Raw genomic sequence first — 15159 nt, 5'->3', positions numbered from 1 at the left:
GCCTTTGCCGGGTCGGTTCGGGCACCGGTCAGTGCTTCTTGCCGGCCATTTCTGCTTCGATCTTGCGGGTAATGTACCACTGCTGGGCAATGGACAGAATATTGTTCACCAGCCAGTACAGAACCAGACCTGCCGGGAACCACAGGAAGAAGACCGTAAAGATCAACGGCATCATCTTCATGATCTTGGCCTGCATCGGATCCGGCGGCGTCGGGTTCAGACTCATCTGCAGGAACATGCTGGCACCCATCAGAATCGGCAGGATGAAGTACGGGTCCATGACCGACAGATCCTGAATCCACAGCATGAATGGCGCGTGACGAAGCTGAACACTCTCGAACAGAACCCAGTACAGGGAGATGAACACCGGCATCTGCACCAGTATGGGCAGACAGCCACCCAGCGGATTGATCTTCTCCCGCTTGTACAACGCCATCATTTCCTGGGACATGCGCTGCCGATCGTCTCCGTACAGTTCTTTCAGCCGGGTCAGCTGAGGCGCAACGGCCCGCATCTTGGCCATGGACTTGTAGCTGGTAGCCGACAGATGGAAAAACACCGCCTTGACCAGAACCGTCAGCAGGATGATGGACACGCCCCAGTTGCCAACCAGGCTATGGAACCAGTCCAGAATGATGAACAGCGGCAGCGAAATGAAGAATAGCCAGCCGAAATCAACGGTACGGTCCATGTTCGGTGCCATTTCTTCCAGGCGTTCAATGATCTTTGGCCCAACGTAGGCCCGGGCACCGATCTCTGCGGTTTCGCCCGGCGCCACATTGGTAGCCGGATAAACAAAGCCCATTACATAGTTCGGGCCACGGCGCGTGGTCTGGTACTGGGCGGGAATATCGCGCTCCGGTACCCATGCCGACAGGAAGTAGTGCTGCAGGAAGGCCAGCCAGCCGTTGGTAACAGACTGATTGATCTGGTTTTCCTGGAGATCTCCGAAATCAAACTTCTCGTAGGGGTCTTCCGGGGAGCTGATGACCAGACCCAGGAAGGCCTGGATACCCATGCTGGTCTGGGAGGTCGGGTCCGGGGACTGATCCCGGACGATCTTGCCGGTGAAATTGGCCTGCCATTCTTCACTCGACTGGTTTTCAACCAGATATTTGACGCCAATTTCGTAGCTGTTGCGTTCAAATTCATAACGCTTGGTGATCTGGACGCCATTATCAGAGGTGTAAGTCAGATCTACCTGAAGCTGATTGTCGCCTTCCGCCAGTTCATAGCTTGCAGCGTCAGCACTGTAGACCGGAGCCGAACCGTTTTTGCGACTATCCGGGCCATCACGACCAATCAGCCCACTTTCCAGAACGTACAGGCGATTCTGCGTGTTGTTCAGGAGCGTCAACGGCTTTTCGCTGTTCAGGGTATCGTCGTAATCAAGCAGCCGTGCTTTTACCAGGTTACCGCTGACCCGATCGATCTGCAGATCGTAAACATCGGTGCGAACTGTGATGAACTGATCGCTGACCGTGGTGGTGGTTTCGGTTGAGCTGATGACAGCCCGACCAGTCTCCGGAGTGGTGAACTCGCCATCACCATCAACCTGAGCGGAGCTGTCCTCCGGAAGCACCATATTGTCGGAATTGCCCATGTTGCCAGCGGTTTGCGAAGGCTGGGATTCAGCGACCTGAGCCGTCTCGGGCGGCTGATGGTAGTCCTCATTCCAGGCAAGCACCATCAGATAACTGACAATAGCCAGGCCGGCAAATAATACGATGCGTTGAATATCCATAGAGTTACTGTCTGGTCTGGGTTGTTGTATGGGAGTGATCAGCGTGTACGCAGGCTGTTGCGGTTTCCGGAGCCCGGGGTTCTGCCGTTCCCGGTACAGGATCATAACCGCCTTCCGCCCAGGGATGACACCTTAACAGACGCCGGATTGCGAGAAATAATCCTTTAAGCGCGCCATGGTGGTTAATGGCTTCAACGGCGTATTGTGAGCAGGTGGGGTAGTGGCGGCAGTGACTGGCCATCAGCGGGCTGATTGCATACTGGTAGAAGCGGATGGGCAGAAGCAGAAGCTTGCGCATTAACCCGTTCCTCGATTGGCAGATTCCGATGATGCTGCCCGGGATGGCTGAGATTGAGCGTACTTTTTCCTGAGACGTCGCCAGAGGTCATCCATGGATGCCCGAACCGAGTGGTTGTCCAGGGAAACCAGCCCCTGGCGTCCCAGAACCACAAGATCCAGGCCGGGCAGGTCCGTCTGGTGACGGAAACTTTCCCTGACCTGGCGCTTTACCCGGTTTCTCTGGACTGCAAGCTTCAGGTTTTTCTTCGAGAAGATCAAACCGATCCTGGCGTGACCGAGATTATTCGGTGTCGCCAGGATCAGAAAATTCCGGTGTGGAACTTTCAGCTGCACGTCGTTGAAGACTTTGCCGTAATCAGCAGGTCGCAAGAGACGATGTGATTTCGGGAAACTCAAAGCCTTCATGAGGCAATCAGAGCTTACGCGGACAGACGTGCGCGGCCCTTGGCACGACGACGGGAAATAACCTTGCGACCGTTGGCAGTGGCCATACGGGCACGGAAACCGTGAACGCGCTTACGCTTCAGGACGCTTGGTTGAAACGTTCTTTTCATGGTGATGATCTCACAATTCGTAAGTTGGAAATTCAGTAACTGGCTGGAAAATGAACAGCCAAAACAGGAGCGGCATTCTATGCAAATACCGGGGGGAATTCAATGCTTATTGCTAGGGGGTTATGCGCATGCCCGAAATTCGGAATCAGCCAGGTCAGCTAATAAATTCAGTAAGTCTTTTTAGAATTCTTTTAAGGATTAATTATTACTGTTATTAGTACCGCAGGTTTCTGTGGATAAGCGAAGAAAAGATCAGAAAAACAGTTCTTTGGGCGGTTTATAAGGGTATTGATAAGGCACCCTGAGATCTGTGGACGATGGCAGGGTGAAATGTGGGTAAGTCGTTTTCGAAGGGAGGTTCAAAGTTATCCCCGGTTGCATCCTGTGGTTCCTAACAGGGTTAAACCCGGGCTGTACACACAGGGCTGTGGGTAACTTTCATTGCAGGAATTTTCTGTACACAAGGTTGTAGGTAAGTTCGTAAAAAATTGAAATACAAAGAAATAAATTTCCACAGGCTGTTCATGAACTGGCTTTAGCCCTTTCACTGGAGGGCCGGTCGGGTTAGAATTCGGGGTCATCTCACAGGACAGGAAGTCCCTTGTCCGTTCAGAGACATTTCAGGGTTATCGGGAGCAGGCTGTCGTGCCAAACAGTATGTGGCATCAATGTCTTGAAGTACTCCGGGACGAGTTTCCCGCACAACAGTTCAATACCTGGCTCAGGCCCCTGCAGTCCGATCACCGGGAGGGGCAGCTGATGCTGTTCGCCCCAAACCGTTTTGTCATGGATTGGGTAAACGAAAAGTACCTGCGACGTATTGAAGAGGTGCTCAAGGATCTGAACGGTGGGCAGGCGCCCCGGGTCAATATGAAAGTGGGTTCTGCACCCCGTGAAGGCGAACCGGTCAAACGGTCGGAAGTACCTGCCCGCGTTAACGGTCAGGTTCAGGAAGAGGCCGGCAGCCGGGTAACCGAAGAAGAAAAAGGCGTGGCCGCCACCGTTGCATCCACACCATCCGTGCGCCCGAAGAGTGACACCCAGCGGCGTCCGGTTCAGGTTGAAGGTGACATCAAACACCAGAGCTTCCTCAACGAGGGGTTCACCTTCGAAACCTTTGTGGAAGGCAAATCCAACCAGCTCGCCCGTGCCGCATCCATGCAGGTGGCCGAGAATCCGGGTGGAGCCTACAACCCTCTGTTTTTGTACGGCGGGGTTGGTCTTGGTAAAACACACCTGATGCATGCGATCGGCAACGAAATTGTCCGTCGTAACCCCAAGGCGAAGGTGGCCTATCTCCGTTCGGAGCGTTTTGTTGCCGATATGGTGAAGGCATTGCAGCTTAACGCCATCAACGAGTTCAAGCGCTATTACCGTTCAGTGGACGCGCTGTTGATTGATGATATCCAGTTCTTCGCCCGCAAGGAGCGTTCTCAGGAAGAGTTCTTCCATACCTTTAATGCGTTGTTGGAAGGCGGGCAGCAGGTAATCGTTACCTGCGATCGGTTTCCGAAAGAAATTGTGGATATGGAAGAGCGACTCAAATCGCGGTTTGGCTGGGGCCTGACGGTGATGGTAGAGCCGCCCGAACTGGAAACGCGGGTTGCCATTTTGATGAAAAAGGCCGATCAGGCCAACGTTAAGCTCAGCAGCGAAGCGGCCTTTTTTATTGCCCAGAAGATTCGTTCAAACGTTCGGGAGCTTGAAGGCGCGCTTCGTCTGGTGATAGCCAATGCTCACTTCACCGGCTCTGAAATCACTCCGCCGTTTATCCGGGAGAGCCTGAAGGACCTGTTGGCGCTGCACGAGAAACAGGTGAGCATCGACAACATTCAGCGCACGGTGGCGGAATATTACAAGATCAAGGTGGCCGATCTGCTATCCAAGCGCCGGACTCGAACGGTGACCCGGCCAAGGCAGGTCGCCATGGCGTTGTCGAAGGAGCTGACCAATCACAGCTTGCCGGAGATTGGTGATGCCTTTGGCGGGCGTGACCACACCACCGTATTGCATGCGTGCAAGAAAATCGTGGAGTTGCAGGAGACTGATCCGGGCATCCGCGAGGATTATCAGAATTTTATGAGACTGCTGACCACCTGATGCCGGGCGTTGGCGAACAACATTCACCCTTCCAACATAAAGAAAGCTGAGTGCCATGAAACTGACGATCAGCCGTGAATCCCTGCTTACCCCGCTGCAAAGCATTGCTGGCGTGGTGGAAAAGAAACAGACCATGCCCGTGCTCTCCAACGTGTTGCTGGTGGCCGAGGACAATACCCTGACCCTGACCGGTACCAATATGGAAGTGGAACTGGTGGCGCGGGTAACACCGGTGCATGTAGATCAGCCCGGCCGGATTACCGTCCCGGCCCGCAAGCTGTCGGATATCTCCCGGGCCCTGGGTGACGAGGCGCCGATAGAGTTGTCGCTTGAAGGCGATCGGTTGCACCTGCGTTGTGGCGCCAGCCACTTTACCTTGTCGACCCTGCCGGCGGAGCACTTTCCGAACGTGGAAGACGAAGACGAGAGCTTCCGTCTGGAATTGCCCCAGAAAGAACTCGGCCGGATGCTCGATGCCACGGCGTTCGCCATGGCTCAGCAGGACGTTCGCTATTACCTGAACGGACTGTTGCTGGAAGTGGACAAGGACCATGTGCGGACGGTAGCTACCGACGGCCATCGATTGGCCATGGCACATCTGGAACTGGCCACCAACTGCCCGGAGCTGCGTCAGGTTATTGTTCCGCGCAAAGGGGTACTGGAACTGGCCCGGTTGCTGGATGATGTGGAAACACCGGTGACCCTGGTTATTGGCGATAACCACCTGCGAGCGACGGTGGGGTCTTATACCTTCACCTCGAAACTGATTGAAGGCAAATTCCCCGACTACAATCGCGTGATTCCGCGCGGGGGCGACAAGATCGTCCTGGCGGACCGGGCCACCTTGAAGAACACCCTGCAACGGGCGGGCATCCTGTCCCACGAAAACATCCGCGGCGTGCGCCTGAACCTGGCATCCAATGAACTCCAGGTATTTGCCAACAACCCGGATCAGGAACAGGCCGAAGACGCGCTGCCGGTGGACTATCAGGGCGAATCCCTGCAAATCGGTTTTAATGTAGGCTATCTGGTGGATGTTATGAATGCGCTGGATGAGGACCAGGTAAAAATAACCCTGTCGAATCCGAACAGCAGTGCGTTGATAGAGGCGCAAAACGATAACCGTTGCCTCTATGTTGTCATGCCCATGAGGCTGTAGGAGGAGATGAGATTGATGAGTACCGTAACGAATGGAATCAAAGGCGCTTTCAGGATTGGCCAGACTGTGTCGGTACTCGGGCGCACCGGGATCAACTGGCTTCGGGGGGATCGCCCTCCAACGCCGCGCTTGCTGAGGCAGACGTTTGAATCCCTCGGTGCAACCTACATCAAACTGGGACAGTTCATTGCCAGCTCCCCGACGTTTTTCCCTAAGGAGTATGTGGAGGAGTTCCAGCACTGCCTGGATAGAACACCCAACCTGCCCTTTGGTGTGATCAAGAGAATTATCCGCGAAGAGCTTGGCCGGCCCCTGGAGGAAGTCTATTCAGAAATCGATCCGGTGGCCCTGGCGTCGGCATCGATTGCCCAGGTTCACGCCGCGCGTCTGGTCTCCGGTGAAGAAGTGGTGATCAAGGTTCAGAAGCCGGGTGTGGAAAACATTCTCTTAACCGATCTGAACTTCCTGTACCTGTCTGCCCGTATTCTGGAAACTCTGGCGCCAAAACTGTCCTGGACGTCGATGTCCGGTATCGTCGAGGAAATCCAGCGGACCATGATGGAAGAATGCGATTTCATCAAGGAAGCGAACAACCTGAAGGTGTTCCGGGAGTTTCTGCACGATACCCATAATGAAGATGCGGCAGTACCGAGGGTGTTCGAACACTGCAGCACCCGGCGGATCCTGACCATGGAGCGGTTCCACGGTGTGTCCCTGACCGATCTGGAAAGTATCCGCGGTTACGCCCGTGATCCGGAGCGTACCCTGATCACGGCCATGAACACCTGGTTTTCCAGTTTGACCCAATGTGAGTTTTTCCACGCGGATGTGCATGCCGGCAACCTGATGGTTCTCAAGGACGGTCGGGTGGGCTTTATCGACTTCGGAATTGTTGGTCGTATCAAGCCGGATACCTGGCAGGCGGTGAGCGATTTTATTTCAGCCGTTATGGTTGGGAATTTCGAGGGAATGGCCGACGCGATGATCCGCATCGGTATTACCCGCCAGACGGTTCGGGTAGATGATCTGGCCAGCGATTTGAGACGGCTCTACCAGCAGATGGACCGAATGGTGCCCGACGAGGTTCCCTATGAGGCGGAGCAGGCAGAAGACGACGTTAACCATATCCTGATGGATATGGTTAAGATCGGCGAAAGCCATGGCCTGCATTTTCCAAGGGAATTCGCTTTGCTACTGAAACAGTTCCTGTATTTCGATCGCTATGTTCACATCCTTGCACCAGAAATGGATGTGTTCATGGACGAACGGTTGAACATGCTCCACTGAGGCTGTCGCCTTGAGCGATTGGCTTTTGTACACTAGGGCAGCGTTACCGACGGGAAGGTAACGCTGCCTTTTTCGTTAAAGGGTTTTGTGTTGTTTCCTGCCCTCGTCCCCTTCGAGTCTGCTTTTCTATGGCGCTTGTAAAATTCCAGACTGAGAACTTCCGTAACCTGTCGTCGGCGCCGGTCAGCTTTTCATCGTCGTTTAATCTGCTTTACGGAGAAAATGGAAGCGGCAAAACAAGCGTGCTGGAAGCCATCGGTTATCTGGGATTGGGCCGTTCGTTTCGGGTGAACAGACACCAGGCAGTGGTGAGTCATGGCGAACAACGGCTGACAGTGTTTGGTGGTCTCGATCATGGGTTGGACTCACGCAGGCATGGCAGCGAGACCGATCTGGTGCATCGCCTGGGAATATCCCGGGATGTGGGTCAGAAGGAAACGATGTTACGGGTGGATGGTGAGGCGGTCAGGAGTCTTTCTGCCCTTGCCAAGCATCTGCCGGTATCTGTGATCGATCCTGGTGTTTTTGATGTGGTGGCAGGTGGACCCGGCAAGCGGCGTCAGTTTCTGGACTGGTTAGTGTTCCACGTGGAACCTTCCTTTGGATCTCTCTGGCAACAATGCCAGAGAGTGACATCACAGCGGAATCAAACGCTGAGAAATGGTAGACTAGACGAAGCTTTAATGCGTGTCTGGGATCATCAGTACGCTACCCTGAGTGAGCGCATTACTGAGGCCCGTACCGGCACCTTTGGCCGGTTCAAGTTGGCTTTTGAAAAGCTGGTTCGGGAAGTAGAGGTACCCTGGACCGAAGGTCTGAAGCTCGAGTATTACCCGGGCTGGGATGTCAGTCGGCCGCTGGCAGAATTACTGGTAGACCATCGGGATCAGGAGCGAAAAGTCGGGCACACATTATATGGTCCGAATCGCGCAGACATCCGGTTGAAGTTTCAGGGCAGGCCTGTTGCCGAAACGTTCTCCCGGGGCCAGCAGAAAACCCTGGTGATTTTGATGAAGATTGCCCAAGGCATGGTGTTGAGTGACATGGGCAAGCAGGTGACCTTTTTGCTCGACGATATTAACGCCGAGTTGGATGAGGGCCATCGCGCCATGCTGGCGATCAGGTTACAGGCATTACGTTGTCAGGTGTTTATCACGTCGATTGAGCGTCCCATGGTGGATCAGCTCTGGCCCGAGGGTAATGCACCGGATTACAGATTGTTCCACGTGGAACATGGCAAATTGACGGAAGAATAAGACCGGTGCGAAGAGCAAAGAATGCCCCGGCCTATCACGCTTCAGGAGTTTCCGAATGAGTGAATCGAACTATAATTCCTCCAGTATCAAAGTCTTGAAAGGACTGGATGCGGTGCGAAAGCGGCCAGGCATGTACATCGGGGATACCGATGATGGCACTGGCCTGCACCACATGGTCTTTGAATTGGTGGATAACTCCATCGACGAAGCGCTTGCGGGCTACTGCTCAGAAATTGGTGTGATTATCCACCCGGACGAATCGGTAACCGTGAAAGACAACGGCCGTGGCATCCCGGTGGACCTCCACGAAGAGGAAGGCGTTTCTGCCGCGGAAGTTATCATGACCGTGCTGCACGCCGGCGGTAAGTTCGACGATAATTCCTACAAGGTGTCCGGCGGTCTTCACGGCGTGGGCGTCTCGGTAGTCAACGCATTGTCCTCTACCCTCACCCTGACCATTCGTAGAGACAACAAGGTTTACGAGCAGACCTATACCCACGGTGTTCCAAATGCGCCTCTGGCAGCTGTCGGCGAGACCGACGCATCGGGTACCAAGGTGCATTTCATTCCTTCGCCGGAAACCTTTACCCACATTGAATTTCATTACGACATTCTCGCCAAGCGTCTACGTGAGCTTGCGTTCCTGAACAGTGGCGTGCGCATACGTCTGACCGACGAGCGTTCTGGCAAGGAAGAAGTTTTCGAATATGAGGGTGGTCTGCGGGCATTTGTTGAGCATCTGAACGCTAACAAAACCCCGATTAACCGGGTATTCCACTTCAACCGTGAGCGGGAAGACGGTATTGCTGTAGAAGTGTCCATGCAATGGAATGACGCTTTCCAGGAAAACCTTTACTGCTTCACCAACAACATCCCCCAGCGGGATGGTGGTACCCATCTGGCTGGTTTCCGGGCGGCCCTGACCCGTTCACTGAACAACTACATTGATCAGGAAGGTCTGGGTAAGAAGGCAAAAGTTGCGACTTCCGGTGATGATGCCCGAGAAGGCCTGACTGCCATCATCAGCGTGAAAGTTCCGGACCCGAAGTTCTCCTCCCAGACCAAGGACAAGCTGGTCTCCTCCGAGGTAAAAACTGCGGTCGAGCAGGAGCTGTACCAGAGTTTTGCGGAGTACCTGCAGGAGCAGCCGAATGAAGCCAAGCTCATCGTCAATAAGATGATCGAGGCGGCACGGGCCCGTGAAGCCGCTCGCAAGGCACGGGATATGACCCGCCGCAAAGGCGCCCTGGATATTGCCGGCCTGCCCGGCAAACTGGCCGACTGCCAGGAGAAGGACCCCGCCCTTTCCGAACTTTACATTGTGGAGGGTGACTCGGCCGGTGGTAGCGCCAAACAGGGCCGTGATCGCAAGACTCAGGCAATCCTTCCGCTGAAAGGTAAGATCCTGAACGTGGAAAAAGCCCGATTTGACAAGATGCTGTCCTCTGCAGAAGTGGGCACTCTGATCACGGCTCTGGGCTGTGGTATCGGCCGGGAAGAATTCAATCCCGATAAACTGCGTTACCACTCCATTATCATCATGACCGACGCGGACGTGGACGGTTCTCACATCCGGACACTGCTGCTGACCTTCCTGTTCCGTCAGATGCGCGAAATCATCGAGCGTGGCCATGTCTTTATCGCCATGCCGCCGCTTTACAAGGTCAAGCGTGGTAAGCAGGAGCAGTACCTGAAGGACGAGAAGGCCAAGGAAGCTTACCTCACCCAGACCGCTCTGGAAGGTGCCCAGCTCTATGTGAACCCGGAAGCCCCGGCGATCAAGGATTCCGCTCTGGAAACCATGGTCAAGGACTACCAGGCGGTCATGAACATGATTGGGCGACTGTCCCGGGCCTACCCGGCCAAGGTGCTGGAGCAGATGCTCCAGAACGTCACGCTCAAGCCTGAGCATCTGAAGGAAGAAGCTTCCGTGGCTCGCTGGGTTGCGCGTCTCGGCGATGGCCTGGACCTGGATACCCGCACCGGTACCAAATACACCTTCTCGGTCACCAAGGATACCGAGCGGGCGCTGTACCTGCCGAAGGTAACCATCTACGTGCATGGCATTCCCTACGAGCATGTATTCAGCCATGAGTTCTTTGAATCATCCTCGTACGCAGCGATCGCCCGCATGGGTGAAACCCTGGATGGCCTCATTGAAGACGGCGCCTATATCCAACGTGGCGAGCGTAAGCAGCCGGTGCTGTCGTTCGAAGGTGCCCTGGACTGGTTGATGAAAGAGGCCCAGCGTGGTCTGAATATCCAGCGCTATAAGGGTCTTGGCGAGATGAATCCAGAGCAGTTGTGGGAAACCACCATGGATCCGGAGACCCGCCGAATGATGAAAGTGACGATCGAAGACGCCATTGCGGCAGACCAGATCTTCACAACCCTGATGGGCGACGATGTCGAACCGCGTCGTAACTTCATTCAGACCAATGCCCTGGAAGTGACCAACCTGGACGTCTGATCACAACCGTCCAAAAGGCACAAAAAAAAGCGGCGAAGGCTTCAAACCTTCGCCGCTTTTTTTGTTTTCGATCCCGTGCGACAACGATCCACCGGAGGTTTTATTTACCGGTGCTCGATTCCGACGATTCGTTTCGCTCCCTCTCTTTCTCCGCCAGATGCGGTGCCATCACCTCTTCCAGCGTGTACCCGGTCAGCCGGCGGATGGTGCGCCAGAGATAATAAAAGATCAACATCATCATAATCATGGAAGGAATGGCGATCATGGGATAGCTCACCAGGGTCATCCGACCAAGCTCCTCATTGAACGCCTCGGTACCGGACGGGCTGACCACGATCCATTTAGCAATCACGTAGTTCATGATGGATGAAAACAGGAAGGTGCCCGCAAAGAAGTAACTCGCCTTTAGCAGGCGGGCCTCGAATTCCTCAACCCGATTGTGTTCTTCAAGGGTTTTGTGGATCTTATCGACATCCAGAACACTCGGGTTATACAGAAGGGTGCGTACCAGAGGGTACTTGGTTCGTGTGGAAGCCAGTACCGCCAGACCTATGATCGCGGGAATCGCGGCTTCCTTGATGGCTAACCAACCCGCATCCAGCTCAAGCAGGCCAATGCCGCCTGTCAGCCCGACACTGACCAGACCGAGTACCGCAATGAAGTTTTTCTTGCGGTACTTGATCAGTTCGAACAACCCCCAGCCCAGTGGAAACGCCAGGCCGATGACCAGTGCGTTCACGCTGCCCAGATGTTCTTCGCCACTGAACTTCATCAGGATAACGGATGGAATGATAATGCTGACCAGCAAGTCGACCCAGGGCCTTGGTTTGTGGTCCGGAACGTTGGCGGAGCTCGGAGACGTCATGTTCTAGCCTGATTGGTGAAACTGGAGCAGGCCGGAAGGCACTGCCGGAGTAGTCTGGGCAGTATACGATGAATCCAAGTGTGGACGTAACCGCCGTCACCGCACACAGAAGCGGCGGGTTGACTGAATAGACGCTTTCCAAACGGGCATAAAAAAACCGGGCTTATGCCCGGCTTTTCTGTTTCTTCTTGAACGTCAGCGCCGATCAGGCACCCACTTCCTTGAGGCTTTCTTCCACAATCGCCAGCCCTTCTTCCAGCACCTCGTCTTCGATGGTGACCGGCATCAGGAACCGCAAGGTGTTGCCGTACATACCACAGCTCAGGAGAATCAGACCCTTCTCCTTCGCCTTCTTGGTTACCACCGCTGCCAGTTCCGGCTTGGGCGTACGGCTTTCCTTGCTTTCCACCAGCTCAAACGCAGCCATGGGACCGAGGTTGCGCACATTGTCGACGTGGGCAAACTGTTCCTGCCACTGGCTGAAGCGCTGCTTCAGTTTTTCGCCCAGCGCCTGGGACTTGCCGAGAATGTCCTCTTCCTTGAACACGTCGAATACGGCCAGGGCTGCTGCACAGGCGGTCGGGCTGCCCGTGTAGGTGCCGCCCAGAGAGTTCGGACCGGACGCGTCCATATACTTGTCGGTACCGACGATGGCGGAAATCGGCATGCCATCAGCCATACTCTTGGCCATGGTCATCAGATCCGGCTCAACGCCACTGTGCTCGATGGCAAACATCTTGCCGGTCCGGCCAAAGCCGCTCTGCACTTCGTCTGCGATCATCAGGATATCGTTCTCGTCGCAGATCTTGCGGATTTCCTTGAGGAAGCTGGTCGGAGCCGCGTAGAAGCCGCCCTCACCCAGCACCGGCTCGATAACGATCGCTGCGGTGTTGTGGGCCGGGGAATCGGCTTTCATGGCCATTTTCAGGCCACGCAGTGCTTCATCTTCACTGACGCCGTGGTACGGAACCGGATAAGGCGCGCGATAAACGGTGCCGGGCATGGGGCCGAAATCCGTCTGGTACGGCGCTGCCTTACCGTTCATGGCCATGGTGTAGAAGGTCCGGCCGTGATAACCACCGTCGAAGCAGATGACGTTGGTCTTGCCAGTCGCTGCACGGGCGATCTTCATGGCGTTTTCCAGGGCCTCGGCACCGGAGTTGGCCAGCATTACCTTGGCGTGGCCACGCACAGGAACCACACCGCTGAGCTTCTCCGCCAGTTTCACGTAGCCCTCATAGGGCATAACCGTCTGGCAGGTATGCATCAGCTTGTCCAGCTGTGCCTTGACCGCTTCTACCACCTTCGGGTGGCGATGGCCGATGTTCAGTACGCCGATGCCGCCGGCGAAATCGATCATGCGCTTGCCGTCTGCATCCCACAGCTCTGCATTCGTTGCATGGTCGGCAAACTGTTCATTGGGACTTGCCGCGCCCGCCGCAACGTAGCGTTCTTTGAGTGCCTGCAATTCTTTATTGCTCACTTTGCCATTCTCCCTGGGTTCAGGTTCGAAAGTTTCACCTAACAGTGTAAGTAGTACGGTCACAGGAAACAAACCGACTATTGTCGCCCTCAGGCCGCATTGTCCCGGAATTGCAGTTTTGCCAGGCGTTGATAGAGGGCGTTATGGCGCATCAGTTCATCATGGGTGCCCACCGCCAGCAGGCGTCCCTGGTCCATAACGGCAATCCGGTCCGCGTCCCGGACCGTGGCCAGGCGATGGGCAATCACCAGGGTGGTACGCCCGGCAGTGAGAGCTGGCATCGCTTGCTGGATCAGATTCTCGCTCTCTGCATCCAGTGCGCTGGTGGCCTCATCCAGCAACAGCACTGGCGCATCGGCCAGCAGCGCCCGGGCGATGGCAAGACGCTGCTTCTGGCCACCGGACAGCCCCAGGCCGGCATCTCCGAGCAGCGTGCCGTAGCCCTTTGGGAGGCTCTGGATGAAATCATGGGCATGGGCGACCTTCGCAGCCTGCTCGACATCCTGCTGGCTGGCATCAGGCCGGGCGTAACGGATGTTGTCGGCCACCGTGCCATGGAACAGGGCTGGATTCTGGGGCACCAGGGAAAAACACCGGCGCAGCGCATCGAGAGACAGATCGGCAGTGTCGACGCCATCGAGTAGAATTCGGCCCTCTGTCGGCTGATAGAAGTGCAGCAGCAAATCGAACAGCGTGGATTTTCCGGCTCCGGACGGCCCCACCAGGGCCAGGGTCTCGCCGGCCCTGACCTCCAGCGAAAGATCTGTCAGCGCGGGCTGTTCCAGCCGCCCCGGGTAACTGAAGCTCAGCCGCTCAATCCGGATTGCCCCCTGAACGTGTTCAGGGAGTGTCAGTGTCGACTCCTTGCGTTCAAACGCCGGCTCAGTCTGTAACAGTTCAAACAGCCGCGCCGCCGAGCCTGCAGCCCTCTGCAACTCGCCGATGACCTCGCTGATGGCGCCGGCAGCAACACCCACCAGCAGACTGTAGAAGACAAAGGCCGCCAGCTCACCCGGGCTGATCCGGCCGTGAATAACGTCCAGGCCCCCTATCCAGATAACGATGCCCACAGCGCCCATCACCAGGGAAATAGCCAGCGTGGTCAGCCAGGCCCGCTGCCGGATACGCTGCCGGGCTATGTCGAAGGCCCGTTCCGACACCTCGGAAAAATACCGACGGTCGTGGGGCTGATGGTTAAAGGCCTGCACGGTCTTGATCTGGGTAAGGTTCTCGCCCACATAACTGCCAACATCGGCCACCCGGTCCTGGCTGAGCCGGGACAGCGCGCGAACTCTCCGGCCAAAGAACAGGATGGGGGCAATCACCAGTGGAAAGCCCAGTAGAATGATACTCGCCAGCTTGGCGTTGGTAATGAACAGCAGCAGCAACCCGCCGACCAGCATCAGGGCATTGCGCAGCGCAATGGAAACCGTGGAGCCAATCACCGACTGCAGAACCGTGGTATCAGCGGTAAACCGGGACTGGATTTCCAGGGCCCGGTTCTGCTCGAAAAAGCCCGGATGAAGATCAATCAGGTGGTTGAAGACTTTTTTGCGGATATCCGCCACCACCCGTTCGCCGATCCAGGACACCAGATAGAACCGGGCAAACGAGCCAAATGCGAGCCCCAATACCAGTATGAAAAACAGACCGATGGCCCTGGCCAGGTTCTCCGGCGACTCGGTGGCTAATCCCTGATCGACAAGAATACGTAGACCCTGTCCTAACCCGAGTGTAATTCCGGCCGTAAAAATCAGCGCCACCAGGGCACCGGCGACAGCCCGGCGATAGGGGCTGATAAAGTCGATGACCAGTCTCAGGGCCTTGCGGTGACGAGTGTTAATGATGTGCCTCCTGGATACGGGGTGCTGTAGACTCCGCTAACAATACGGTTTGTACTCCATACAAGACCTATCATACAGCTACGCAAGAGCGTGCGGG

At 55.6% G+C, this 15159-nt stretch carries 12 protein-coding genes; 5 read left to right on the top strand and 7 right to left on the bottom strand.

The features are described 5' to 3' along the window. Positions 1-28: 28 nt before the first annotated feature. Genes yidC through rpmH form a run of 4 tightly spaced genes read right to left on the bottom strand, consistent with a single transcriptional unit; the run spans position 29 to position 2598 of the window. On the bottom strand, positions 29-1744 hold the full coding sequence (gene yidC, locus AC13E3_RS16860) for a membrane protein insertase YidC (protein ID WP_288365728.1): 1716 nt from the start codon (positions 1742-1744) through the stop codon (positions 29-31). 4 nt (positions 1745-1748) lie between these two features. Next, the gene (gene yidD / locus AC13E3_RS16855; RefSeq protein ID WP_008172546.1) at positions 1749-2042 is read right to left on the bottom strand and encodes a membrane protein insertion efficiency factor YidD; all 294 of its coding nucleotides are present in this window, start codon (positions 2040-2042) and stop codon (positions 1749-1751) included. Continuing rightward, positions 2042-2449: a ribonuclease P protein component gene (gene rnpA / locus AC13E3_RS16850; RefSeq protein WP_008172544.1), complete on the bottom strand. Its 408-nt coding sequence runs from the start codon at positions 2447-2449 to the stop codon at positions 2042-2044. The genes yidD and rnpA overlap by 1 nt, the downstream gene beginning before the upstream one ends. Before the next feature lie 14 nt (positions 2450-2463). Next, positions 2464-2598, bottom strand: a complete 135-nt coding sequence (rpmH, locus tag AC13E3_RS16845; RefSeq protein WP_008172542.1) for a 50S ribosomal protein L34 — start codon at positions 2596-2598, stop codon at positions 2464-2466. Positions 2599-3255: 657 nt separating this feature from the next. On the opposite strand from rpmH, the gene dnaA reads away from it, so the two are divergent. The 5 genes from dnaA to gyrB all read left to right on the top strand — a co-directional run bounded on the left by dnaA (position 3256) and on the right by gyrB (position 10870). Further along, complete coding sequence (gene dnaA / locus AC13E3_RS16840) at positions 3256-4698, top strand: chromosomal replication initiator protein DnaA (protein WP_228743933.1); 1443 nt, start codon at positions 3256-3258, stop codon at positions 4696-4698. Positions 4699-4753: 55 nt separating this feature from the next. Beyond that, a complete protein-coding gene (gene dnaN, locus AC13E3_RS16835) occupies positions 4754-5857 on the top strand; it encodes a DNA polymerase III subunit beta (protein ID WP_288365727.1) in 1104 nt (367 codons plus the stop codon). Positions 5858-5872: 15 nt separating this feature from the next. Further along, the gene (locus AC13E3_RS16830) at positions 5873-7144 is read left to right on the top strand and encodes an ABC1 kinase family protein (protein WP_421866669.1); all 1272 of its coding nucleotides are present in this window, start codon (positions 5873-5875) and stop codon (positions 7142-7144) included. A gap of 128 nt (positions 7145-7272) precedes the next feature. Next, entirely contained in the window at positions 7273-8400 is a 1128-nt protein-coding gene (recF, locus tag AC13E3_RS16825; protein ID WP_273083953.1) for a DNA replication/repair protein RecF, read from the top strand. A gap of 55 nt (positions 8401-8455) precedes the next feature. Next, the gene (gene gyrB, locus AC13E3_RS16820) at positions 8456-10870 is read left to right on the top strand and encodes a DNA topoisomerase (ATP-hydrolyzing) subunit B (RefSeq protein ID WP_288365725.1); all 2415 of its coding nucleotides are present in this window, start codon (positions 8456-8458) and stop codon (positions 10868-10870) included. A gap of 100 nt (positions 10871-10970) precedes the next feature. Here the strand turns inward: gyrB and AC13E3_RS16815 are convergent, their stop codons facing one another. The 3 genes from AC13E3_RS16815 to AC13E3_RS16805 all read right to left on the bottom strand — a co-directional run bounded on the left by AC13E3_RS16815 (position 10971) and on the right by AC13E3_RS16805 (position 15038). After that, the gene (locus tag AC13E3_RS16815) at positions 10971-11735 is read right to left on the bottom strand and encodes a VC0807 family protein (protein WP_008176596.1); all 765 of its coding nucleotides are present in this window, start codon (positions 11733-11735) and stop codon (positions 10971-10973) included. 205 nt (positions 11736-11940) lie between these two features. After that, a complete protein-coding gene (gabT, locus tag AC13E3_RS16810) occupies positions 11941-13218 on the bottom strand; it encodes a 4-aminobutyrate--2-oxoglutarate transaminase (RefSeq protein ID WP_008176599.1) in 1278 nt (425 codons plus the stop codon). Between the two features lie 89 nt (positions 13219-13307). After that, positions 13308-15038, bottom strand: a complete 1731-nt coding sequence (locus tag AC13E3_RS16805; protein WP_039882150.1) for an ABC transporter transmembrane domain-containing protein — start codon at positions 15036-15038, stop codon at positions 13308-13310. Positions 15039-15159: the final 121 nt, after the last annotated feature.

It is taken from the genome of Marinobacter sp. L-80 (assembly GCF_056859395.1).
The sequence above is the reverse complement of the archived record's forward strand: the minus strand, read 5'-3'. Positions and strand labels throughout refer to the sequence as shown.

Excerpts from the sequence above, each read along its gene's own strand:
- yidC (WP_288365728.1), bottom strand. The coding sequence starts at position 1,744 with ATGGATATTCAACGCATCGTATTATTTGCCGGCCTGGCTATTGTCAGT.
- yidD (WP_008172546.1), bottom strand. The coding sequence starts at position 2,042 with ATGCGCAAGCTTCTGCTTCTGCCCATCCGCTTCTACCAGTATGCAATC.
- rnpA (WP_008172544.1), bottom strand. The coding sequence starts at position 2,449 with ATGAAGGCTTTGAGTTTCCCGAAATCACATCGTCTCTTGCGACCTGCT.
- rpmH (WP_008172542.1), bottom strand. The coding sequence starts at position 2,598 with ATGAAAAGAACGTTTCAACCAAGCGTCCTGAAGCGTAAGCGCGTTCAC.
- dnaA (WP_228743933.1), top strand. The coding sequence starts at position 3,256 with ATGTGGCATCAATGTCTTGAAGTACTCCGGGACGAGTTTCCCGCACAA.
- dnaN (WP_288365727.1), top strand. The coding sequence starts at position 4,754 with ATGAAACTGACGATCAGCCGTGAATCCCTGCTTACCCCGCTGCAAAGC.
- AC13E3_RS16830 (WP_421866669.1), top strand. The coding sequence starts at position 5,873 with ATGAGTACCGTAACGAATGGAATCAAAGGCGCTTTCAGGATTGGCCAG.
- recF (WP_273083953.1), top strand. The coding sequence starts at position 7,273 with ATGGCGCTTGTAAAATTCCAGACTGAGAACTTCCGTAACCTGTCGTCG.
- gyrB (WP_288365725.1), top strand. The coding sequence starts at position 8,456 with ATGAGTGAATCGAACTATAATTCCTCCAGTATCAAAGTCTTGAAAGGA.
- AC13E3_RS16815 (WP_008176596.1), bottom strand. The coding sequence starts at position 11,735 with ATGACGTCTCCGAGCTCCGCCAACGTTCCGGACCACAAACCAAGGCCC.